Source organism: Massilia sp. IC2-278, from assembly GCF_020708045.1.
GTDB lineage: Bacteria > Pseudomonadota > Gammaproteobacteria > Burkholderiales > Burkholderiaceae_D > Telluria.
The window spans coordinates 66,168-88,973 of sequence record NZ_JAJFES010000009.1 but is presented as its reverse complement, the minus strand read 5'-3'; the positions used below and the strand labels follow the sequence as shown (position 1 = coordinate 88,973).

General features: G+C 67.4%; 21 protein-coding genes. 8 read left to right on the top strand and 13 right to left on the bottom strand.

Going from position 1 to position 22,806, the window contains the following annotated elements:
* From LK540_RS16960 to LK540_RS16950, 3 genes are read right to left on the bottom strand one after another with little or no spacing between them, the layout of a single operon-like run.
* Nucleotides 1-1,452 carry an efflux transporter outer membrane subunit gene (locus LK540_RS16960; protein WP_229438484.1) on the bottom strand — a complete coding sequence of 484 codons (1,452 nt, stop codon included), beginning with the start codon at nt 1,450-1,452 and terminating at the stop codon, nt 1-3.
* Nucleotides 1,453-1,470: 18 nt separating this feature from the next.
* Nucleotides 1,471-2,973 carry an MDR family MFS transporter gene (locus tag LK540_RS16955; RefSeq protein ID WP_229438563.1) on the bottom strand — a complete coding sequence of 501 codons (1,503 nt, stop codon included), beginning with the start codon at nt 2,971-2,973 and terminating at the stop codon, nt 1,471-1,473.
* A gap of 50 nt (nt 2,974-3,023) precedes the next feature.
* A complete protein-coding gene (locus LK540_RS16950; protein ID WP_229438483.1) occupies nt 3,024-3,479 on the bottom strand; it encodes a MarR family winged helix-turn-helix transcriptional regulator in 456 nt (151 codons plus the stop codon).
* Between the two features lie 189 nt (nt 3,480-3,668).
* Between LK540_RS16950 and LK540_RS16945 the strand changes: the two genes are divergently transcribed.
* Entirely contained in the window at nt 3,669-4,529 is an 861-nt protein-coding gene (locus LK540_RS16945) for a hypothetical protein (protein ID WP_229438482.1), read from the top strand.
* A gap of 240 nt (nt 4,530-4,769) precedes the next feature.
* Here LK540_RS16945 and LK540_RS16940 read toward each other — a convergent pair whose 3' ends face one another.
* The 3 genes from LK540_RS16940 to LK540_RS16930 form a co-directional block, all read right to left on the bottom strand.
* Nucleotides 4,770-5,801, bottom strand: a complete 1,032-nt coding sequence (locus LK540_RS16940; protein WP_229438481.1) for an SDR family oxidoreductase — start codon at nt 5,799-5,801, stop codon at nt 4,770-4,772.
* Nucleotides 5,802-5,881: 80 nt separating this feature from the next.
* On the bottom strand, nt 5,882-6,910 hold the full coding sequence (locus LK540_RS16935) for an asparaginase (RefSeq protein WP_229438480.1): 1,029 nt from the start codon (nt 6,908-6,910) through the stop codon (nt 5,882-5,884).
* A 111-nt stretch (nt 6,911-7,021) separates the two neighbouring features.
* Nucleotides 7,022-7,885: a pirin family protein gene (locus tag LK540_RS16930; RefSeq protein WP_229438479.1), complete on the bottom strand. Its 864-nt coding sequence runs from the start codon at nt 7,883-7,885 to the stop codon at nt 7,022-7,024.
* Between the two features lie 136 nt (nt 7,886-8,021).
* Between LK540_RS16930 and LK540_RS16925 the strand changes: the two genes are divergently transcribed.
* From LK540_RS16925 to LK540_RS16895, 7 genes are all read left to right on the top strand, one after another.
* Nucleotides 8,022-9,572 carry a dipeptidase gene (locus LK540_RS16925; RefSeq protein ID WP_229438478.1) on the top strand — a complete coding sequence of 517 codons (1,551 nt, stop codon included), beginning with the start codon at nt 8,022-8,024 and terminating at the stop codon, nt 9,570-9,572.
* 493 nt (nt 9,573-10,065) lie between these two features.
* Nucleotides 10,066-11,160, top strand: a complete 1,095-nt coding sequence (gene galT / locus LK540_RS16920; RefSeq protein WP_229438477.1) for a galactose-1-phosphate uridylyltransferase — start codon at nt 10,066-10,068, stop codon at nt 11,158-11,160.
* Entirely contained in the window at nt 11,157-12,251 is a 1,095-nt protein-coding gene (locus LK540_RS16915) for a Xaa-Pro peptidase family protein (protein ID WP_229438476.1), read from the top strand. The genes galT and LK540_RS16915 overlap by 4 nt, the downstream gene beginning before the upstream one ends.
* Entirely contained in the window at nt 12,251-13,327 is a 1,077-nt protein-coding gene (galK, locus tag LK540_RS16910) for a galactokinase (protein ID WP_229438475.1), read from the top strand. Before LK540_RS16915 ends, galK begins: the two co-directional genes overlap by 1 nt.
* Nucleotides 13,328-13,337: 10 nt before the next feature.
* The gene (locus LK540_RS16905; protein WP_229438474.1) at nt 13,338-15,137 is read left to right on the top strand and encodes a glycoside hydrolase family 2 protein; all 1,800 of its coding nucleotides are present in this window, start codon (nt 13,338-13,340) and stop codon (nt 15,135-15,137) included.
* A 91-nt stretch (nt 15,138-15,228) separates the two neighbouring features.
* On the top strand, nt 15,229-16,386 hold the full coding sequence (locus LK540_RS16900; protein WP_229438473.1) for a glycosyltransferase: 1,158 nt from the start codon (nt 15,229-15,231) through the stop codon (nt 16,384-16,386).
* Nucleotides 16,387-16,505: 119 nt separating this feature from the next.
* Nucleotides 16,506-17,510 (top strand): TraB/GumN family protein, encoded by a 1,005-nt coding sequence (locus tag LK540_RS16895; RefSeq protein WP_229438472.1) that lies wholly within the window; start codon nt 16,506-16,508, stop codon nt 17,508-17,510.
* 99 nt (nt 17,511-17,609) lie between these two features.
* Here LK540_RS16895 and LK540_RS16890 read toward each other — a convergent pair whose 3' ends face one another.
* The 7 genes from LK540_RS16890 to LK540_RS16860 form a co-directional block, all read right to left on the bottom strand.
* Nucleotides 17,610-18,392: a hypothetical protein gene (locus LK540_RS16890; protein ID WP_229438471.1), complete on the bottom strand. Its 783-nt coding sequence runs from the start codon at nt 18,390-18,392 to the stop codon at nt 17,610-17,612.
* A 159-nt stretch (nt 18,393-18,551) separates the two neighbouring features.
* Nucleotides 18,552-18,950 (bottom strand): VanZ family protein, encoded by a 399-nt coding sequence (locus LK540_RS16885; protein WP_229438470.1) that lies wholly within the window; start codon nt 18,948-18,950, stop codon nt 18,552-18,554.
* A gap of 80 nt (nt 18,951-19,030) precedes the next feature.
* Nucleotides 19,031-19,342 carry a hypothetical protein gene (locus LK540_RS16880; RefSeq protein WP_229438469.1) on the bottom strand — a complete coding sequence of 104 codons (312 nt, stop codon included), beginning with the start codon at nt 19,340-19,342 and terminating at the stop codon, nt 19,031-19,033.
* 619 nt (nt 19,343-19,961) lie between these two features.
* The gene (locus LK540_RS16875) at nt 19,962-20,738 is read right to left on the bottom strand and encodes an SDR family NAD(P)-dependent oxidoreductase (protein ID WP_229438468.1); all 777 of its coding nucleotides are present in this window, start codon (nt 20,736-20,738) and stop codon (nt 19,962-19,964) included.
* Between the two features lie 71 nt (nt 20,739-20,809).
* Entirely contained in the window at nt 20,810-21,337 is a 528-nt protein-coding gene (locus LK540_RS16870) for a TPM domain-containing protein (protein WP_229438467.1), read from the bottom strand.
* Nucleotides 21,337-22,176, bottom strand: a complete 840-nt coding sequence (locus LK540_RS16865) for a YgcG family protein (RefSeq protein WP_229438466.1) — start codon at nt 22,174-22,176, stop codon at nt 21,337-21,339. Before LK540_RS16865 ends, LK540_RS16870 begins: the two co-directional genes overlap by 1 nt.
* 9 nt (nt 22,177-22,185) lie before the next feature.
* The gene (locus LK540_RS16860) at nt 22,186-22,797 is read right to left on the bottom strand and encodes a LemA family protein (RefSeq protein ID WP_229438465.1); all 612 of its coding nucleotides are present in this window, start codon (nt 22,795-22,797) and stop codon (nt 22,186-22,188) included.
* Between the last annotated feature and the right edge of the window lie 9 nt (nt 22,798-22,806).

Below are 22,806 nucleotides of genomic sequence, written 5' to 3'. Positions count from 1 at the left end.
TCAATGTTGTTGGGTCGATGCCGGGGCGGCTGCGGTGGTGATGGGCTGGGCGCGGTAGCCGCCGCCGAGCGCGCGCACCAGCGCCACTTCGGTCTGCAGGCGCGCGTCCTGCAATTGCAGGGCGCCGTCGCGCTGGCGCAGGGTTTCGAGCTGGGTCTGGAGCACGGAGGAGCGCTCGGCCAGGCCGCGCTTCAGCCGCGTTTCGGCGCTGGCGGCCAGGCGTGCCGCTGCCTGCTCGGCCATGCCGTGGGCGCCGATCTCGTTGCCGATGCCTTGCAGCGTCGCGCCTTCGGCCGCCACGTCGCGCACGGCGGCCAGCACGGCGTCGTTGTACTCCGCCAGCAGGGCGTCGCGCTCGGCACGCGCCACGCCCAGGCCCGCTTCCAGGCGGCCGCTGTCGAACAGCGGCAGTTCCAGCGTCACGCCGCCCAGCATGGTGCGGCTGGCGCCGCGCAGCAGCTTGCCCAGCGAGATCGCGTTCAGGCCGAAGGAGCCGGCCAGGTTCAGGTCCGGGTAAAAGGCCGCTTCGCTGGCGCGCACGCGGCCCAGCGCCGCTTCCACGCGCCAGCGCGCCGCCTGCAAGTCCGGACGGCGCGCCAGCAATTCGATGCCGAGGGTGCGCGGCAGCGCGGCCGGCATCATTGGCGGCAGCTGGCGTTCCAGGTTGGCCAGGTCGTCCGGGCCGGCTGCAACCAGCGCGCGCAGGATCTCGCGTTCGCGCGCGGCCTGGGTGCGCAGCAGTTCGCTTTGCTCCAGCGTGCGGCCCAGTTCGAGTTCGACGCCACGCTGGGCATCCACTGTCGCCAGGCCGTGTTTCAGGCGTGCGTTGCGGTCGGCCAGCAGCGCGCGCTGTACCTTGGCCAGGGCGAACAGGTTGTCGTCGCGCGCCCACAGCAGCTGCAGGCGGAAGTAGGACTGGGCCACCAGGGCGGTGAGGGCCTGGCGCGCCTGCGCCGCTTCGGCGGCATTCGCGTTCGCTTCGCCGACGGCAGCGGCGACCTGGGCGCGGTGCTTGCCCCACCAGTCGACGTCGTAGGTGGCGCGTACCTGCAGGGTCGAGTCGGTATAGAAGCTGCCGCCGATCGGTTCCGGGAACAGGCCGTTGGCCGAGTAGCGCTGGCGGTTCAGGCCCGCACCGACGCCGACCTGGGCGCCGCCGGCGGCCTGCTCGGACTTCACCACAGCCTGGGCCACGGCGAAGCGGGCCTGGGCCGCAGCCAGGCTGGGGCTGGCGGCGAGCGCCTTGTCCATCAGCGCGTCGAGCTGGTTGTCGCGGTAGTCGCGCCACCAGGTTTCGACGGGCCAGGCGTCGCGTGCCAGGACAATCGTGTCCGCATGCTGGGCCTGGGCGAAGTCGGGCGCCTTGGCCGTGCCCTGGTCAACCGGCACGTGGGCGCAGCCGGCAAGCGTCAGCACCGCGCCGGCAAATAAGGTGAGTGATAGGTGTCGCACTGTTATACGAGTCATGGGTTAATCGAGGGCGGCGTGGTCGACCGCGGCCGGCGCATCGCTGCGCTTGGGCGGGCGGATCAGGAGCAGCATCGGGATCACGGCGGCGGTGAGCAGCATCATCAGCCAGTAGTCGTCGACGTAGGCGATCATCGAGGCCTGGCGCGTGATCTCGTTGTTGATCAGGGCGGCGCCGGCGTCGGTGGCCAGGTTGTAGACGCTGGACGGGTCCTGCAGCGCCGGATTGGCGTTGTGGACCTGGCTTGCGAGCTCCGCGTGCACGGTGCTGGTGTTACGCACCAGGAGCGTCTGCACCAGGGCGATGCCGATGCTGCTGCCGATATTCCGGATCAGGCTATACAGGGCCGTGCCTTCGGCGCGCATCTGCGGCGACAGCGTGGCAAAGGTCGCCGCCGACAGCGGCACGAACACCAGGCCCAGGCCGATGCCCTGGATGATGCCGGGCCAGACGATGTCGGACTGCGACAGCACCAGGGTGTAATGGGTCATCTGCCACAGCGAGAACGCGGTGATCGCAAAGCCGGCGCCCAGCAGCAGGCGGAAATCGACCTTGCCGGTCAGGCGTCCGACCACCAGCATCGCCAGCATCGTGCCCAGGCCCGACGGGGCGGTGACCAGGCCGGCCAGCGCCGCCGGATAGCCCATCAAACCCTGCAGCATGGTCGGCATCAGCGCGCGCGTGGCGAACAGCACCATGCCGACGATGAAGATCAAAAACAGGCCGGTGACGTAGTTCGGGTTCTTCAGCAGGCGGTAGTCGAGGAAGGACTGGCCGGCCGGGCGCAGCAGCGTGTGCGCGATGAAGTAGGACAGGCTCAGGGCCAGCAGCACCGCCTCGAACCAGGTTTCGGCGGATTGGAACCAGTCGTTCTGTTCGCCGCGGTCGAGCAGCATCTGCAGCGCGCCGATGGCCAGGCTCAGGGTGACGAAACCGAACATGTCGAACTTCACGCGCCGCTGTGCCGGCGTCGGACGGATGTAGCGCCAGATGCCGTAGAAGGCGAGGGCGCCCACCGGCACGTTGATGAAGAAGACCCAGCGCCAGTTGTAGCTGTCGGTCAGCCAGCCGCCCAGCGTCGGCCCGAGGATGGGACCGATCATCACGCCCATGCCCCACACCGCCATCGCCGAACCGTGCTTCTCCTTCGGATTGATGTCGAGCAGGACCGACTGCGACAGCGGCACCAGGGCCGCGCCGAACACGCCCTGCAGCACGCGCGCGGCGACGATCTGCGCCAGCGAGCCGGCCACGCCGCACAGCACCGAAGCGATGGTGAAGCCGGCCACCGAGACCAGGAAGACTTTCTTCAGGCCGAAGCGGTCGACCAGCCAGCCGTTTAGCGGCGTGGCAATCGCGGCGGCGACGATGAAGGAAGTCAGCACCCAGGTGATCTGGTCGGTCGACGCCGACAAACTGCCCTGCATGTGCGGCAGGGCGACGTTGGCGATCGTGCCGTCCAGGGCCTGGATGATGGTGGCGAGCATGATCGAGATGGTGATCATGCGCCGGTTCAGCGGCGTCTCCGGTACGGCTGCGGCGCTTGCAACCGTGCTCACAGACCCTCTCCAATGCGGGCACGCAGGCCTTCCAGCAGGTCGGCGGCGGCATTCAGGGTGGCCGGGTCGAGGCCGTCGAGCATGGACGTGCGGAAGGCGTCGGCTTCCTTGCGCACCTTGGCGTACAGGGCGCGGCCGTCGTCGGTGAGGTGGGCCAGCTTGACGCGGCGGTCGAGCGGGGAAGGTTCGCGCCGCACCAGGCCGTCGCGCTCCAGGCGGTCGAGCATGGAGACGATCGACGGGCCCTCGATGCCGAGCAAATCGGCCAGGGCGCGCTGCGACAGCGGTTCCTTGGCCTTGGCGATCATGGCGATCGTCATCCAGCCGGACTGGCCGACGCCGAGGTCCTTCAGGCGCTTGTCGATGGCGATGCGCCACTCGCGCGCGGTGGCGTGCAGCGCCATCGAGAAGCGCTCGGCCGGCGTGGGCGCCGGATTCGGTAGGTGGGACATGATTAGGTAGATATTCAGTAGGTAGCTATCTATTTTAATCTGAGCAACATATGTGCGTAAAGTGCGGGATGAAGAGAGAGGGATGAACGCACCCGTGCGGCGAGCGTGCGCGGCTGTGGAGTGATAAGCTGGAGTTCAGAATTCGCTTCAATAGCTAAGAGAATTCTTACTCTTCGGGAGGAGGCCACCATGCCCACTGTCGCACTTGTCGCCGTCCACGGGATGGGCGAAACGCCGCGCGACTACGCGGCCGGCGTGTTCGGGCAGATGCGTGCCCGCCTGGGGCCGGACCTGCGCGAGCGGCTCGCCTGCTATTCGGTGTATTACCAGGACATCCTGCAAAAGAATGAGCAGACGGTGTGGAACCGGGTCGACCGCCAGAGCAAGGTGCACTACGACGAGCTGCGCAAGTTCATGTTGTTCGGCTTTGCCGACGCCGCCGGGCTGGAAAACCGCAAGGAGATTCCGGGCTCGGTGTACGAACTGGCCCAGGGCGAGATCGCGCGCAACCTGCTCGGCGCCTGCACGGCGAACCACGCGATGCCGGTGGTGTTCCTGGCGCATTCGCTGGGCTGCCAGGTGCTATCGAGCTACCTGTACGATGCCCAGAAGGCGCGCGCCGGCGGGCGCGTGGAAGCGGGCGTGTGGCGCGACATCGACGGCTGGGCGCGCATGGCGGTGGGGCGGGTGCTGAGCGAGCGCGAGAAGCATTACCTGGCGGGCGGCACCTGCAGCGGGATGCTGACCACGGGCTGCAATATCCCGATCTTCGTGGCCGCGCACCGCAACATGCACATCAAGCCGATCGCGCCGCCGACGCCGATCTTTCACTGGCTGAATCTGTACGACCCGGACGATGTGCTGGGCTGGCCATTGCAGCCCTTGTCCGAGGAGTACCGGGTGCTGGTGGAGGACCGGGCGATCAATGCGGGGCAGGGGGCGGTGAACTGGATGCTCAAGAGCTGGAATCCGCTGTCGCACAGCGCGTACTGGCAGGACAATGCGGTGCTGGAGCCGCTGGCCGGGATGATACGGCGGATGATTGAGTGAGCTTGTCCGGACGGCGGCGGTGACCGTACGGTGGGGTCATTGATGCCGGGGGCATCAATGACGTGCCCACGCGGAACGATGCACAGTGATGATTCTGGATGATGATGTATCGCGCGCATGTCGAAACGTTTCGGAATGATCATCCGGACGCGCTAACAATCATCGAACAGTCCAGTGTGAATAGCGTCAACATTGCGGCGCGTTCCGCGTGGGCACGGAGTGCCCACCGTACGATTGACGTTACTGACCTGTTTTACGCGCCGCGTCTTCCCGCTCCATCCGCGCCCGCACGCCGCCGTCGACACCGGTCCCGCCCGCCGTCGGCTGATGCACCGCGTTACTCCCATTCTGCGCCGGCCCCGCCTTTTCGAACTGCTCCGCATGCGCGATATTCGCCGACAGGCGCTCGGTCACGTCCGGCGCAATCCGGTGCGACCAGTAGGCCCCGCGCGCCTTCCACCCGGCCGGCACTTCCTCGCGCGGATACACGGACGCGCGCACGATGATGTCGGCCACCTTGTCCGGATCGTCCATCCAGGCCATGCGCGGGGCACGCCCGGTGTAGTTGGCGGCATGGTCGAAGAAGGGCGTGTCCGCCGCCCACGGCAGCACGGTGGCGATCGCGATATGCGGCTGCCCGCCCAGGCGCAATTCTTCACGCAGGGCGCGGCCCAGGCTCAGGATGGCGGCCTTGGTCGAGGCGTAGGTGGCGTGGTAGGCGAGCGGGATTTCGCTTTCCACCGAGCCGATGTTCACCAGCGTGCCGCCACCCTGCTGGCGGAACTGGCGCAGCGCCACGTGGCTGCCGTAGATCACGCCCTTCAAGTTGACGTCGACGATGCGTGCATGGTCGGCGAGGGGAATCTTCTCGAATTCGCCGATCGCGCCTACACCGGCATTGTTGATCCAGACGTCGATGCGGCCGAAGCGCTGCACGGTGGCGGCGGCCAGGCGTTCCACGTCGTCCGGGTTGGCGACGTCGGTGGTGACCACCAGCGGCGTGCCGCCGGCGCTTTTCACCTGGGCCGCCACTTCTTCCAGCACCTGCGTGCGGCGCGCGGCCAGCACCACGTTGGCGCGCATCGCGCCCAGCTTGAGGGCGACGCCGCGCCCGAAGCCGCTGGAGGCGCCGGTGACGACATAGGTCTTGCCGGCCACCGCCCGGGCTTCGCTTTGCGAGAGCGCGGTGGCGCAACCGGTCAATAGCAGCAGCGGCAGCAGAACAAAGGCGCGCAGCGAGCGCCACGCCGTGGCCAGGCAGGGCTGGGTCATTGTCAGGCTCCATCGAATACGATGGGCTTATCCTAGAACGGAAGCCGGCTCTGCCTGCGTACGATACTGCAAGGAACGGCTCAGGCGCGCTGCAGCGTGAACAGCGGCCGGATGTCGCCCGCCAGCGTGCCGCGCGCGTTGTGAATCTCCGGGCGGCGGAAGCGTTCCAGCACGGTGCGTTTGGCGTCGTCGAGCAGGCCGAGCTGGTCGAGCACGTTGTAGGTCACGGTGTGCATGCCGCGGCTGTTACCGTCGGCGATCTTGATGGCGATGCCGATGCCGGCCGAGCGGATGCCGATGGCCTGCACCGCGTCGGCGCCGACCTTCGCCACCCAGTCGCCGCCGCCGGCGGTCATGATCACCAGGTCGCTGCGCTCGGTGCCCGAGACCATGTCCGGATGGCCGGTCATGGCGTCGAACAGCGGGCCGAGGGCGCCACCCAGGCGCGCGTCCTTCCCGCCTTGCCCCAGGCGCGCATACAGGTGGGCCAGTTTCGACAAGGGGAGGGCGTAGTTCGGCGCCGAGCAGCCGTCGATCCCGGTCGGCATGGCGGACTCCGGCAAGTCGACGGCATCGGCCAGGTTGGCGCGGATCGCCTGCTGCAGCGGGTGGTCGGGGTCGACGTAGTTCGCCGTCGGCACGCCGTGCAGGCGGCACCAGCCCAGGAAGCCGCTGTGCTTGCCCGAGCAGTTGTGGTGCACCGGCGTCCACTGGCGGTCGATCGGCGCCGGCAGGTTCACGAAGTCGTAATACAGGGGCACGCCGCAGCCGCATTCCAGGTGCTCGGCGCCCACGTCGATCTTGCCGAGGATGGAGCGCACACCGGCCAGGTGCTTTTCTTCGCCGGAATGGCTGGCGCACAGCAGCGCCAATTCTTCCTGGGCCAGGCCGAACTTGTTCGGGCCGTCGGACAGCAGGAAGGGCAGGGCCTGGAAAGGCTTCAGTGCCGAACGGGTAAAGGTCTGGTAGTGCGGGTCGCCGGCCCAGGCGATCAGGCGGCCGGAGGCGTCGACGACGGCGACGGAGCCGGCGTGCACGTTCTCGATCGTGTAGCCGGCGGAAGGGTAGCCACGGGTGGTGGCCACCAGGGGGATGGGCGCTGCTTGCATGCTCGGGTCTCGCAAAAAAGTTGGACCCGTTCACTCTAGCGCAGCGCGCGCAAACGCAGCGCCACGGCTGCGTTGCCTCCGCGTCGCCTCTGCGTTGCTTCAGTGCGGCGCCTACATCGGCGCGCCGAATTTGCCGGCCTGGTAATCGCGGATCGCCTGCTCGATCTCGGCGCGCGAATTCATCACGAAGGGTCCGTGCGACACCACCGGCGCGCCGATCGGCTCGGCGTGGCCGAACAGCACCAGCGCGCCCTCGGACGACGACAGCAGGATTTCGTCGCCGTCGTGGCTCAGTTCGACCAGGTGGAAGGCGCCGACGCGGTCTTCGTAGTTGCCGACCTGGGCGGCGCCGCGCACCACGTACAGGAAGACGCTGCGGCGCGCCATGTCGCCGATGCGCAGGCTGGCGCCGGGGCGCAGTTCGATCGTGCTCATGAAGACGCCGGTCAGCGACTCTACCGGGCCGGCCGTGCCGTCCCAGGTGCCGGAGACCAGGTGCATGGTGGCCTTGCCGTCGTCCAGCGACAGGGCCGGAATCTGGTCCTTCTGCAGGCCGGTATAGGCCGGCTGGGTCATCTTCAGGTGCGGCGGCAAATTCACCCACAGCTGCAGGATTTCCAGCGGGCCGCCGGTTTCCAGGAACTCGCGCGGCGAGATCTCGGCATGGATCAGGCCACTGCCGGCCGTCATCCACTGCACGCCGCCGGCGCGGATGATGCTTTCGTGGCCGGCGCTGTCCTTGTGAGTCAGCATGCCCTCCAGGATGAAGGTCACGGTCTCGAAGCCGCGGTGCGGGTGCGGGCCGAAGGGCAGGCCGCGGTTGTGCGGCGGGTAGGTCTGCGGGCCGTGGTGGTTCAGGAACAGGAAGGGATCGACCTGGTCCAGGTGGGCGCTGGGGACAGGGCGCTGGGTGATCAGGTCGCCGATGTCGTCGCGCAGGGCGGGGTGGACCCGGGTGACGGTCTTGTCGCTCATGGTGGGCTCTCAGTGTGCTTGGATGATCGTTACGATAGCGGAAAACGCGCGGATTGCGCGCTAACTCGGCGCGAGGTGCTGTGCTAGACTCGTTGCGCCTTTGCAATGGCGCATTACACGGAGACCCCCGGCACCCATGAAAAGAACGATACTCGCCAGCCTGCTGCTGGCCTGCGCAGCCCATTCCCTGGCCGCGCCCCAAGAGACCGCGCAACCGCATCCCGACAATAAAACCACAGCCGCCGCCCCCAGCGACGCCGCCGTCAAGGCCGCCAAGTACGCCGTCACCACCTACCGCACCGCGGTGGTCGACACCCTGGGCAAACTGGTCAGCTACAACACGGTGGCCGACCCGAACGTGCCATCCGACCGCGACCCGCAGCACATCGCCTTCAAGGCTTACCTGAAAAGCGAGGCAGACCGTCTCGGTTTCGACTTCGCCGACCATGGCTGGGTGGTGGTCGTCGGCATGGGGCAGGGCACGGAGCGCGTCGGCGTCGTGACCCACGGCGACGTGCAGCCGGTCGACCCGAAGAAGTGGAAGAAGTCGCCTTTCGTGCTGGACCAGACCAGCGAACCGGGCAAGCTGCTGGCGCGCGGCGCCGAGGACGACAAGGGCCCGATCGCCACCGCGCTGTATGCGATGAAGGCGCTGAAGGACCAGCAGCTGCCGCTGTCGAAACGCATCGAACTGTACGTGTACATGGGCGAGGAATCGAACTGGCAGCCGCTGGTCGACTTCCTCAAGACCCACGAGCCGCCCCAGGTGAGCATCACGCTCGACGCCGAGTATCCGGCCGTGGTGGCCGAAAAGGCCTCGGGCACCATCGCGGTGACGATCCCGAAGACGGCGCCGGACGCGGTGCCTGCCGGCGAGCCGCAGATCGCCGCCTTTGCCGGCGGCTTCTTCGGCAGCCAGATTCCGGAAGACGCCAGCGCGGTCGTCGCCAACGTCACGCCGGCGCTGGAAGCCCAGATCAAGGCCCGCGGCGCGAAGCAGGAGGGCATGCGCTACACGTTCGAGCGCAAGGGGAACGACTTGCACGTGACGGCGCACGGCCTGTCTGCGCATTCGTCGAAGCCCGAAGACGGCGTGAACGCGATTGCCATGCTGGCCGACGCGCTGGCCGTGCGCACCTGGCCGAACACCACGGCCGGCGGCGTCGTGAACTACCTGAACGAGCTGGTGGGCACGGGCCTGTACGGCGAGAAGTTCGGCGCGATCGCCTACCGCGACAGCTTCATGGGGCCGATGACGGTCGCGCCCACGGTCATCAAGCAGCGCGAGGACGGCATCGAGGTCTCGATCAATCTGCGCCGCCCGCAGGGCAAGAGTATCGAGCAGCTGACCAACGAGGTGAACGCGGCGCTGGCCCAGTGGCAGGGCCGCAACCTGGAGCTGGCCAACATCACGGTGCGCACGGGCGAACCCTGGGTGCGCAAGGATGCGCCGCAACTGCCGGTGCTGATGAACGTGTTCTCCTATTTCACCGGCATCAAGGACCCGAAGCCGGTGGCGATCGGCGGCGGCACCAATTCGCGCCTGTTCCCGAACGCGGTGAGCTTCGGGCCGGCGATGCCGGGCAAGGTGTACACCGGGCACTCCGAGCACGAGTTCATCACGCTCAAGCAGCTGCTACTGAATCTGCAGATGTACACGGCAGTGCTGGCCGAGCTGGCCAAGTAAGGTTCTTTGCTTTCGTAGGGTGGGCACCTGTGCCCACGCGGTCTCATCGGTTGTTACCACGCGGCGTTTGAATCAATACGTTGAATTAAGCGCCGCGTTGATTCGAAAGGTGATCCAGCGTGGACAGTAGGGCTGGCTAAATGCCAGCACTACGAATGCCCACCCTGCGACGCCCATCTCACCCTGTTGAGCTTGTAAGAGCTTTTCTCCCCGCACCGTGTCAATACTGCCATTCGTTTTGTAGGTTTAGACCTACAAGATTGCCTCTCCGACGAAGCCAACCCAGCCATTCCTCCCGCTCTTCATAGGAGCGCGCAACGCACCTGCAGCATTTCTCTTAGTCCGCTTCCGATGAGTCATTAACCAGCGGAAAATCCCTCTGTACCCTCCAGAAAGTGTGGTGAAAACGCCATGTTAGGATCGTTCCCTAGCCGCGTTTGCAGGGCCTGCCGTGCCTGCGAATGCTTGTGGACTGCCCGACATTAGCGAAGCCATGTACAGCAAAGAACTGACCAAGCCCGACGGACGACCCCTTACCCTCTACAGCAACCAGCCGATTCCGGACGGGCTCATCGCGCCCAGTCCTTTCCCCGACCCGATGAACGCGAACCCGCACCTGCGCTGGCACCCCCTGCGCGGCGAGTGGGTGACCTATGCCGGGTTCCGCCAGAACCGTACCTTCCAGCCGCCGCCGCAGTACAACCCACTGGCGGTCACGACCGACCCGGCCAATCCCACCGAGCTGCCCCAGGGCGACTACGAAGTGGCTGTCTTCGACAACCGCTTCCCCTCGCTGGCGCTGGAATCGCACGACCCGCCGAGCCTAACGGTGCCGACGGCGCCCGCCAACGGCCACTGCGAAGTGGTGGTCTTCACGCAAGACCCGAACGCGGCCCTGGTGCACCTGCCGCTGTCGCGCATCGAACTGCTGTTCAAGGTCTGGGGCGACCGCACCACGCGCATCGGCGCGCAGCCGCACATCCAGTACGTGCTGCCGTTCGAGAACCGCGGCAGCGAAGTGGGCGTGACCCTGCACCATCCGCACGGCCAGATTTATTCGTATCCCTTCATCCCGCAGGTGCCCGAGCGCATGCTGGCCCAGGAACGCGACTGGTACCTCGAGCACGGCACCAGCCTGCTGTGCGACATGGCGAAGAAGGAATCCGAAGATGGCCGGCGCGTGCTGTTCGAGGACGAGCATGCGATCGCCTTCGTGCCCGCCTGCGCCCGCTATCCCTACGAGGTGTGGGTGATGCCGACCGCACCCTGCAAGGACTTCGCGTCGCTCTCCGACGCCCAGCGCACCAGCCTGGCGCGCGCGCTGAAGACCGTGCTGCTGAAGTACGAAACCATGTGGAACCGGCCTTTCCCTTACCTGATGGCCTGGTACCAGGCGCCGACCGACGGCATGGAGCATCCGGAAACCCAGCTGCATGCGCAGTTCTACCCGCCTTACCGCTCGCGCGAGCGCCTGAAATACCTGGCCGGCACCGAGCTCGGCGCCGGCATGTTCGCAATGGACGTGCTGCCCGAGAACACGGCGGCCGAGCTGCAGGCGGTACAGGTGTCGCTCGAGGAGGACGCATGAGCGAGGCCTTGCAACTGCGCTCGGCGGAGGTGCAGGCCAAGCTGGCGCTGCTGCGCGAATGCCTGAACAAGGCGGGCGCCGCGGCGATCCGCCTGCGCGGCATCGACTGGTTCGCCTGGGTCACGGCCGGCGGTTCCAGCGCGGTGCTGCAATGCGCCGAGACCGGCGTGGCCGAAGTGCTGGTAACGCAGGACGAAGCCGTGATCCTCACCGACGAGATCGAGATTGCGCGCCTGCGCGAGGAAGAGATACCGGCCGGTTTCAGCTTCCACGCCTCGCCCTGGGCCCAGGTCGAACTGCGCGAGCGCTACGTGCTCGGCCTGGCGGGCGACGCCATCGTGCTGTCGGACCGTCCGCACAACGGCGAGCAGCCGCTGCCGCACGCGCTGCGCCTGCGCCGCCTGGTGCTGGGCGAGGCCGAGCAGATGCGCTACCGCGCCCTGGGGCGCGAAGCGGCCGAGGCGATGAGCGAAGTGCTGCGCGCGGCGCGCCCCGACTGGACCGAATACCAGCTGGCCGGCGCCGGGGCCCAGGCCCTGTGGCGGCGCGGCATCCACCCGGCCCTGGTGCTGGCGGCCGGCGAGCGCCGCTTGCCCTTGTACCGCCATCCGGTGCCGACCCACGAGCCGATCGGCAAGCGGGCGATGCTGGTGTTCTGCGCGCGCCGCCACGGGCTGTACGCCAACCTGACGCGCTTCGTCAGCTTCGGCCAGGCGCCACAGGAGCAAAGCGCGCTGATGGAAGTCGAGGCCACCGGCCTGAGCGCGGTGGAGCCGGGAAAGTCGCTCTCGGCCGTGTACCACGCTTTCGACGCCGCCTACAAGCACGCGGACCGCGCCGAGGCCCTGAACGAGCACCACCAGGGCGGCATCACCGGCTACCTGGCGCGCGAGATCGTGGCCACGCCGAGCACGGCCACCGGGCTCGAACCCGGCATGGCCTTTGCATTCAACCCCAGCTTTGCGGGCATCAAGATCGAGGACACCTTCCTCCTCGGCGCGCAGGGACTGGAAAACTTAACCTGTGACCCGCAGTGGCCTGCCGCGAACGTGCACGGCCGCCAGCGTCCACTCTGGCTGGAGATGATCTGATGCTCACGACCGACTCCTTCTTCGGCGGCGCGCCCGAGGTCAACGCATCCGCACCTGGACGCGTGAACCTGCTGGGCGAGCATACCGACTACAACGATGGCTTCATGCTGCCGGTGGCCACGCCCCAGCGCACCACGGTGGCGATGAGCCGCAGCGGCGACGGCCATTTCCATTTCTATTCGAGCACGCTCGACGCGAACGTGACCTTCGCCCCCGACGGCAGTGCGCCGAGCGGCTTCGGCAGCTACATCGAGGGCTGCATCCGCCTGGTCGAGGCCGAGGGCGTGCAGGTGCCGCCGCTGCGCATCTGGGTGTCGACCGACGTGCCGGTGGGTTCCGGTCTGTCGTCGAGCGCGGCGCTGGAAGTGGCGACGTTGCGCGCGCTGCGCGAGCTGCTGGGTTTTGAGCTCGACGACGTCAAGCTGGCGCGCATCGCCCAGCGCGCCGAGATCGAATTTGCGCGCGTGAACTGCGGGATCATGGACCAGATGGCGTCCAGCCTGGCCGACGAGGGCCACATGCTGTTCATCGACGCCCGCTCGCTGGAACACCGCCTGGCGCCCCTGCCGCAGGATGCCGAGATCATCGTCATCGATTCCGGCATCGCGCGCAAGCTGGCCGGCAGCAAGTACAACGAACGCCGCGCCGAGTGCGAGGAAGCCTCGCGCAAGCTGGGCGTGCAGGCGCTGCGCGACGTCACCGATTCGGCATTGGTCGAAGACCTGCCCGAGCCGATCCGGCGCCGCGCGCGCCACGTGGTGCTGGAAGACCTGCGCGTGCTCGAAGCGGTGAAGGGCGTCTCCGCCGAGCGCTTCGGTACCTTGATGAACGATTCGCACGCCAGCCTGCGCGACGACTACGAAGTCTCGATTCCCGAGCTCGACGAACTGTGCGAACTGCTGCGCCGGCAGGACGGCGTGTTCGGCGCGCGCCTGACCGGCGCCGGCTTCGGCGGCGCCTGCGTGGCCCTGTGCCGCGCCGGCATGGGCGCCACGGCAGGGCAGGCCGCAGTGGATGCTTACAACAACAAGGACGGACGCCAGGGTCGGCTGCTGATCCCCGTTCCGGCTGAATGAAAGGAAAACGATGAGTCAATTCGAATATCCCCGCCCGCAACTGGTCCGCGACGACTGGACCAGCCTGAACGGCAAATGGCGCTTCTGCTTCGACGACGAGATGCGCTACAAGCTGCCGGGCGACGTGGCGCAGTGGACGCATGAGATCGAGGTGCCGTTCGCACCCGAAACCCAGATGTCCGGCATCGGCGACACCGGTTTCCACCGGGTCTGCTGGTACCAGCGCGAATTCACCGTCACCCCGACCGAAGGCCGCACCATCCTGCACTTCGGCGCGGTCGACTATTCGGCGCGCGTGTGGGTGAACGGCCAGCTGGTGGCCGAGCACGAGGGCGGCCATACGCCGTTTTCGGCCGACATCACCTCGGCCCTGAAGGCCGACGGCCAGCAGCTCGTGACCGTGTACGTGGAAGACGATCCGGCCGACCTGGCCAAGCCGCGCGGCAAGCAGGACTGGCTGCTGGAACCGCACTCGATCTGGTATCCGCGCACCACCGGCATCTGGCAGACAGTCTGGCTGGAGCAGGTCGACAAGACCTATATCGCCAAGCTGAAGTGGACCCCGATCTTCGAGACCTTCGAGATCGGCTGCGAGGTCTTCGCCGGCGGCCAGATTCAGCCCGACATGTTCGTCGAAGTGAAGATCTGGCATGGCGAACACCTGCTGGCCGACGACCACTACAAGCTGCTGGGCGGCGAGGCGAACCGCAAGATCGCGCTGTCCGACCCCGGCATCGACGACTCGCGCAACGAACTGCTGTGGAGCCCCGAGCGGCCGACCCTGCTCGACGCCGAAGTGACGCTGCGCTGCGGCGACCGCGTGGTCGACCGCATCCGCTCGTACACGGCGCTGCGCTCGTTCGCGATCAACCGCGACCGTTTGATGCTCAATGGAAGGCCGTATCAATTGCGCCTGGTGCTGGACCAGGGCTACTGGCCGGAGTCCTTCCTCACCGGCCCGTCCGACGAGCACCTGAAGCGTGACGTCGAGCTGGCCAAGCTGATGGGCTTCAACGGCGTGCGCAAGCACCAGAAGATCGAGGACCCGCGCTACCTGTACTGGGCCGATAAACTCGGCCTGCTGGTGTGGGAAGAAATGCCATCGGCCTACCGCTTCAGCCCACGCGCCATCACGCGCATGGTGCGCGAATGGACCGAAGCCATCGAGCGCGACTACAGCCACCCCTGCATCATCGTCTGGGTGGCGTTCAACGAATCCTGGGGCGTGCCGAACCTGACGCTGACCCAGGCGCACCGGAATGCCGTGGAGGCGCTGTACCACCTGACGCGCACGCTCGACGCGACGCGCCCGGTGATCGGCAACGACGGTTGGGAGGCCTCGGCCACCGACATCCTCGGCATCCACGACTACGACTGCGACCCGGAAAAGGTCAAGGCGCGCTACGAGGTGAGCGACCCGGTGCGCACCCTGTTCGACCAGCGCCGCCCGGGCGGGCGCATCCTGACCCTGGACGGCTTCCCGCACCGCGGCCAGCCGATCGTGCTGACCGAATTCGGCGGCATCGCCTTCGATACCAAGGGCGAGCCGGAAGAGGGCACCTGGGGTTATTCGCGTTCGACCACGGCTGACGGCTTCCACAACCTGTACCGCTCGCTGCTGAAGGTGGTGAACGAGACCTTCATGTTCGCCGGCTTCTGCTACACGCAGTTCGCCGACACCTTCCAGGAAGCGAACGGCCTGCTGAACGCCGACCGTACGCCGAAGCTGCCGTTCGATGTGATCTCGGCGGCCACGCGCAACGCGGCGCTGCTCCCGAAAGAGGAGGAAAAAGGGCCAGATCCCGATTGACCTGCGCCTTCGTGCGCACGGGCGGTCGGGCGCAGTAGTGAAGGATCCAAGCAACCGACCGCCAGCCCGCAAGGGCGACAAGGAGAAGATCATGGTGACGATCGTCGTTTTCAGCCACCTGCGCTGGGATTTCGTGTTTCAACGTCCGCAGCACCTGCTCACGCGGCTGGCGTGCCATTACCGCATCGTGATCGTCGAGGAGCCGCTGCACGACGGCGCCGGGCCGGCCCGGCTCGAGCGCACTGAGCCGTGCCCCAACGTCACCGTGTGCCGGCCGCGCACCCCGCTCGACCTGCCTGGCTTCCACGATGACCAGATCGCCCTGGTGGCGCCGCTGCTGGCGGATCTGCTGCCGCCGGGCGAGACGCCGATCGCCTGGTTCTATACACCGATGGCCTTGCCGCTGCTGCAGGAACTCACGCCGCGCCTGGTGGTCTACGACTGCATGGATGAACTGGCCTCGTTCAAGAAGGCGCCGCGTCAGCTGCTGCAGCGCGAGTCGGCCCTGCTCAACCTGGCCGACCTGGTGTTTGCCGGCGGGCCCAGCCTGTACGAAGCCAAGCGCCACCGCCATCCGAACGTGCACTGCTTCCCGAGCAGCGTCGACGTCGACCACTTCGCCCAGGCGCAGGGCGCGGCCGCCAGCCATCCGGACCAGGAACACATTCCCGGCCCGCGCCTCGGTTTCTATGGCGTCATCGACGAGCGCGTCGACCTGGCCCTGATCGGGGCGCTGGCCGACGACCATCCCGACTGGCAGCTGGTGCTGGTCGGGCCGGTCGTAAAGATCACCGAAAACGAGCTGCCGCGCCGCCCGAACATCCATTACCTGGGCCAGCGCGACTACGCCGACTTGCCGCGCTTCCTGGCCGGCTGGGACGTCTGCCTGATGCCGTTTGCCATCAACGAGGCGACCCGCTTCATCAGCCCGACCAAGGTGCTCGAGTACATGGCGGCCGAGCTGCCGATCGTCAGCACGCCGATCGCCGACGTGGTCGGGCCATATGGCGGCGTGGTGGCGATCGCGGCCGGCGCCCAGGAGTTTGGGGTGGCCTGCGCCGAGGCACTGGCGCTGGAACCGGCAGAGCGCGCCGCCAGGACGGCGGCGATGCGCGAACAGGTGGCGCGCACCTCCTGGGAGCGTACGGCGCAGGCCATGGCGGACCTGCTCGATGCCGCCTATACCGAGGCGTCGCAGGCCGCCGAGGAAGCGCTCAGCACGCCTGTGCGGCGGGCCGGCACGGCCTGACGGGCGGATCAACGCGGACTGGTCGAGGCAGGCGTATGGATGCGGTATCCGATGCGTCATCCGATGCCTCATTCGATGCGTCCTCGGATACCATGCGCGGTGATGGGCGGTGCCCGCCGATGTTCACCTTGCGGGCCGCCGCACGTTCCGCACCGGGGTCTGCCCTGGCATGGGCCAGGCGCATGGCGCTCGCGGCCGGCATGCTGGCGGTGTTAAGCCTGCCGGCGCAGGCCGAGCCGCTGGCGTCGAAGGAATACGCCATGCACGCCTCCCGGGCCGACGGTCCGGCTCCGGTGCGCGCCCGGCACCAGGGCGGCTTCTACCGTATCAGCGGGCAGGGCCGCGTGGCCTACCTGTTCGGCACCATCCACGTCGGGCAGCGCTCGTTTTACCCCCTGGCGCCGGAAGCCGAGCGTGCGCTGGCCGGCGCCGACCGCCTGGTGGTCGAGCTCGATACACACGCCGACGCCGCTTTCCTGCGCGCGGTCGACTCCCATGGCCGCTATCCGGCCGGCGGCGACCTGCGGCGGCGCCTGAGCCCGGACACGCTGGCGCGCCTGCGCACGGCCCTGCACGCACAAGGCGTGAGCCTGGCCAGCATGGCGCACCTGAAACCCTGGCTGGTGGCCAATCTGCTGCTGGGCATGCGCCTGGAGCGCGAGGGTTTCCGCCGCAGCGACGGTGTCGAGCAGGTGCTGCTGGCGCGGGCGCGGCGGCGTGGCACCCGTGTAGCCGAGCTGGAAAGCGCGGACGCCCAGCTGGCGCTGTTCGACAGCATGAACGACGTCGAAGCAGAACGCTACCTGCGCGAAACGCTCGACGGCCTGGAAAACGGCAGCGCCCTGCGCCGGGCCGGGCGCGTGATCGAAGCCTGGCGCTCGGGCGACGTGGCCGAGCTCGACGCGCTGCTGCCCGACGCCACGGCTGGCGGCGGCGCCATTGCCGACTTCACGCGGCGCAAGCTGCTGGGCCGGCGCAACCCGGACATGGCGGCGCACATCGACACCCTGATGGGAAGGGGTGGGGTGATCTTCGTCGGCGTTGGATTGCTGCACCTCCTGGGCGAGAACGGCTTGCCGGCCTTGCTGGCACAGCGCGGTTATCTGGTGGAACGCGTGTACTGAACCGGCCGCCTCCAAGCCGCCGCCAGGAACGAGGCCGTGACCGGGACCGCGCAGGCGCACCATGCCTGCGCGGCCCAGCCCTGCCATGCTGCAAGCCTGTCAGCGCCCGATCACGCCGCCGTTCAGGCTCACGCGGTCGCCGCTGCGGAAGTCCGGCGTGGTTTCCTGGGTGACGATCTGGGTGCTGCCGTCGTCCATGCGCAGGGTGACGCGGTAGACGCGGTCCGACGCCATCGAGCTGCCGGTGGCGCCGCTGCCGCTGCTGCCCACCGCGGCGCCGGCCACCGTGCCGCCGCCGATGCTGCCGCTGGGGCGCGGCACCAGTTCGATCGCGACCACCGTGCTGTTCGGGCTGGCGCCCGATGCGGTGGCCGCGCCCGTGCTCGAACTGCCCTGGGCGCTGCCCGTGGCGCTATCGCTTGCGGCGCCCGCCGAGCTGCCTTCGCCCATGCTGACACTGCCGGTGCCGCCGCCGGAACTGGAGGTGCCGCTACCGGAGCTGCCCGAGCTGCCCGAGCTGCCCGAGCCCGACTGGTCGTAGCCGGAACTGCCGGACGTACCGGAGCTGCCCGAGGTGCCGGAATTGCCCGAGGAACCCGAGGCCCCTGACTGGTCGATGCCGCTGCCCGAGCTTCCCGATGTGCCCGAGGTTCCTGACGAGCCCGAGCTGCCGCCGCCCCAGCTGCCGGAACCGCCCGTGCTGGTGCCGGCGCCGGTGCCGGACATGCCGCCGCTTTCCGTGCCGCTGCCGCTGCCGGTGGCGCCACTGCCCGAGCTGCCGCTGGCGCCCTCGCCGCCGCCGCGCATGCCGGCGCAGCCGGCCAGGCCGAGCGCCATGGCCAGCAAGCCCGCCAAGACCACGCTTTGGTGTTTTTGGTTCATGATCGACTCCTTGGTTGGATTTTGTCAGTGGGTATGCGTGACGATGTCGTCTGCCACCCCGGTAAGAGAGGCGAACGGGCGCGACGTTCCAGCTGACTCGGGTTGGCACTGAGCCAGATCAACGCTGAGGAAAGAGCATGAAACTCAGGGAAAATTTATTCAGGCACGTTCGAGCTCGGCCTTCGGCAAGACCAGCGACAGGATGGCGCAGGTAACGATGGCTGCGCAGCAATCGACCAGCCAGTCGTGCACGTCGGCGCCGCGGTAGGGGAAGAAGCTTTGCACGGACTCGTCGATGGCGCCCATCGTGGCGATCGCGGCCACGGCCGCCAGGCTGCGCGCGGTGGCACTGCCGCGGCTGCCGGTGTACCAGAGCAGGGCCAGCGTCGCATACGCCAGCGAATGCAGGACCACGCCCGAGGCGTAGTGGCCGATGTCGGCGCGCGCGCCGGGGATCGAGCCGGCAACCACGATCGCCAGGAACAGGACGATGGCGCCGGCACGGCGCAGCCTGCGCAGGCGCGCATCGAGCAGGAGGAAATGGAGGAGGGAAGGCATGGTCGACGTGCTGGCAAAACGTCAACCATATCATGCGTGCGGCCGCGCATGCACGCAGCCGCCGGTATGCGGAAAACGCGTCAGATGGTCAGCGCCGGTTCGCCGTCGGCATAGCTGGCGTCGAAACAGCTCTCGCATTCTGCGCAGAACAGGTGCGCCATGCGTACCGAGGCCTGGCGCAGGACCAGCTTCAGGCTGCCCTGCTGGCATTTGGGGCAACATTCGCGCACGCTGCCGAAGGTCATCAGGGTCAGGGCGGTTTGTTCGGCCTCGGCATGGTCGATCACGACGTGCGGGTTGAGTTCACGGAGAATCAGGTGGTCGACGCCATTGCTGCGGCGGCGGCTCGAGGACGGCTGCGGGTTCTGGCTTTCAGGTGAGTAAAAATTCATCGGTCCGGCTCCCTATTCTGGTTGGCTTGACGCACGTTGCGGCATGCACCGGGCGCGCCGCAACGAGGCGCGAACTTCATCATAGTCAAATGTGCGTGGTCCGCAAGGTTTCGAGCTGGTCTTTTGCGCTGCGGTGCACATAAAAAAATGCCCGCCAGGAGAGAGGTGGCGGGCACAACCCAAGATCGGGCCAAGAGACGCTGTTCGGTGGGTGTGCAGCGCGATTGCGTTGCACACCTGTCTGCCGTCACGCATATCGGTTGCGTGTACCGCAGATGAATCCAGTATAGGCAGGGTTTGTGACGCAGACATGACACAGCGCAAGCTCATGCGTGGTTATGCGAACGCGGCAGCGTTTGGCTGGTCTACCAGATGGGACGCGAAAGCACGCATCCGTTCGTTGACGTCTACGCGGTTGTTTAAGCAAGATCAAACCGAAGCGCAAAAAAAAAGCCCGCTGATTGAGCGGGCTTAAAACTATTTTCTTGGAGGAGAATAGTGGAGACAGGTGCCATTATGCTGCGTTGCGGCATACGTGTCTAATTGCAAATACAGATACCAGACATACGAAGTATGAATACTAGCCGGGCCGTATGCAGGCTGCATTGCCTGCGCCGGTTCAGGCGTTCGCGTCGTCGCGTACCGGCACCGTGTAGTTCAGCGGCAGGCGGCCGCCGTCGGCATACAGGGTCTGGCCGGTCATGTACGAGGCGTCGTCGCTGGCCAGGAAGGCGACGATGGCCGCTACTTCCTCGGGTTCGCCGCAACGGCCGAGCGGGGTGCGCGACAGGATGGTGTGGCGCGCCTGCGGGCTGCCGAGCACGGCCTGCTTGGCCAGTTCGGTGAGAATCGTGCCGGGGCCGACCGCGTTCACGCGGATGCCATGCTGGGCCAAGCTGATGGCGGCCACCCGGGTCAGCTGGTTGACGCCGCCCTTCGACACCACGTAGGGCACCTGGTTCGGGATCACCAGTTCGGCGTTCACGCTCGACATGTTGATGATGCAGCCGCTCTGGCGCTTGACCATGTCGCGCGCCGCCGCCTGGCTGCACAGGAACATCGACTTCAGGTTAATGCGCAGCACGCGGTCGAAGTCGTCTTCGGTGAGGTCGAGGAAGTCGGCGGCATGGGTGACGCCGGCATTGTTGACCAGGATGTCGATGTGGCCAAAGGCTTCCAGGGTGGCGGCGAACAGGGCGTCGACGTCGGATTTCTGGCTGACGTCGGCCACGATGAAGCGGGCGGCGTCGCCCAGGGCCTCGGTAGCGGCGGCGCCTTCCGGGCGCACGTCGGCCAGCATCACGCGCGCGCCTTCGCGCACCAGGCGTTGGGCGCAGGCCAGGCCGATGCCCTGGCTGGCTCCGGTGACGATGGCGGTCTTGTTGGCGAGTTTCATGGCAGGGCTTTCAGGGTGTCGGGAAAGCCCAGATTGTAGCGAGAACCCGCACAGGCAGGTAGGCGGCGGTGCTACAGCATGATCGGGCGGTCGGGCAGTTCGTTCGGGCGCTCGCCGTCCGCCGGGAAGTGCTCGCGCAGCAGCGAGTTCACCTGCTCGACCGCTGCCAGCGCGGCCTGGTGGAATTCGCCGCGCCGGAAGCCTTCGGTCATGGTGCGGCATACCGCCTGCCAGGTCGTGCCGTCGATCTTGCGGTCGATGCCGCGGTCGGCCACGATGTCGACCTTGTGGTCGGCCAGGTTCACGTAGATCAGCACGCCGCAATTGTCCTCGGTATCCCACACGCCGTAGTCGGCGAACAGGGCCAGGGCGCGCTGGCGGTTGGTGACGCCGTCCCAGATCTCGTCGGCCGGCAAGGCCTTCTCGACGATGAAGCGCACCTCGCCGCGGTGGGTGCGCTCCCCGGCCGTAATCGCCTGGGCCACCGCTTCCAGGGTGGCGTCAGGAAAGGCGCGCCGCGCATCGGCTTTCGTGCTGCGCCAGTGGCGCAGCACGCGGCCCAGGCGCTGGCCGAAGGAACCTGCCGTTTCTTGTGTCATCACCAGTCCCCCGAGGCGCCGCCGCCATCGAAACTGCCGCCGCCGCCGGAGAACCCGCCTCCGCCGAAGCCGCCGCCACCGCCCGAAAAGCCGCCGAAGCCACCTCCGCCGCCGCGGCCCATGTTGGCAAGGACGTTACCAAGGATGAAGCCGGTGGCGCCGCTGCCCCAGCCGCCGCGCGAGAGGCGGGTGCGGCGCGGGCGGAACATCGAGCGCACCAGGCTGAAGCCGACTACCAGCAGCACGATGCCGACGATGCCGAGACCGCCGCCGCCATCGCCCTGGGGCACGCGCGCCGGTTGCGCTTGCTGCTTAGGCGCCGGGAACTGTTCCTGATTCAGCAGGGTGGCGATGGCGCCGACGCCGGCGACCAGGCCTTCGTAATAATGTTCCTGGCGGAAGTGGGGGGCGATCGTGTCCTGCAGGATGCGTTTCGATTGGGCGTCAGTCAGCACGCCCTGCACGCCGCGCCCGGCCTCGATGCGCAGGCGGCGCAGGGAACTCGGGTTGTCGCGCGCCACCATCAGCAGCACGCCGTCGTCCACGCCCTTGCGGCCCAGCTTCCAGGCATCGGCCACGCGGATCCCGAACTGCTCGATGGCTTCCGGCTCGGTCGATTTCACCAGCAGCACGGCGATCTGGCTGCCGGTCTTCGCCTCGTAATCGGTCAGCACGGCTTCCAGGCGCCCATGCTGGTCGGCGTCCAGCATGCCGGCCTCGTCGGTGACGTGGCCGGCCAGCGGCGGCACTTCCTTCAGTTGCGCCCGGGCCGGCGTGGGCGCCAGCACGGCCAGCGTCATGGCCAGCAGGCAAAGCCAGAAGGTGCGCAGGAGGGTCATCGACGCGCCTTATCTGCCGAAGTCAACCGTTGGCGCGGTCGAGATCGCTTTTTCGTTCTCGACCGTGAACGAAGGCTTGGCGTCGTAGCCGAACATCATCGCCGTCAGGTTGGTCGGGAACTTGCGCACGGTGACGTTGTAGTCCTGGACCGAAGCGATGTAGCGCTGGCGCGCCACCGTGATGCGGTTCTCGGTGCCTTCCAGCTGCGACTGCAGGTCGCGGAAACTGGTGTCCGCTTTCAGGTCCGGGTATTTTTCCGACACGGCCATCAGGCGCGACAGGGCGCCCGACAGTTCACCCTGCACCTGCTGGAATTTCTGGAAGGCCTCCGGGTTGTTCAGCACTTCCGGCGTGATCTGGAAACTGGTGGCGGCGGAACGGGCGCGCGTGACCGCTTCCAGCGTTTCGCGCTCGTGCGAGGCATAGCCTTTCACGGTGTTGACCAGGTTCGGGATCAGGTCGGCGCGGCGCTGGTACTGGTTCACCACTTCGCCCCACGCGGCCTTGGTCGCTTCGTCCTTGGTCTGGAAGTCGTTGTAGCCGCAGCCCGAGAGCAGTGAGCCGGCCAGCAGGGCGCCGGCCAGCAGGCGGACCCAGCGCGAGAAGAGGGTAGACGTCATGATGTGCTT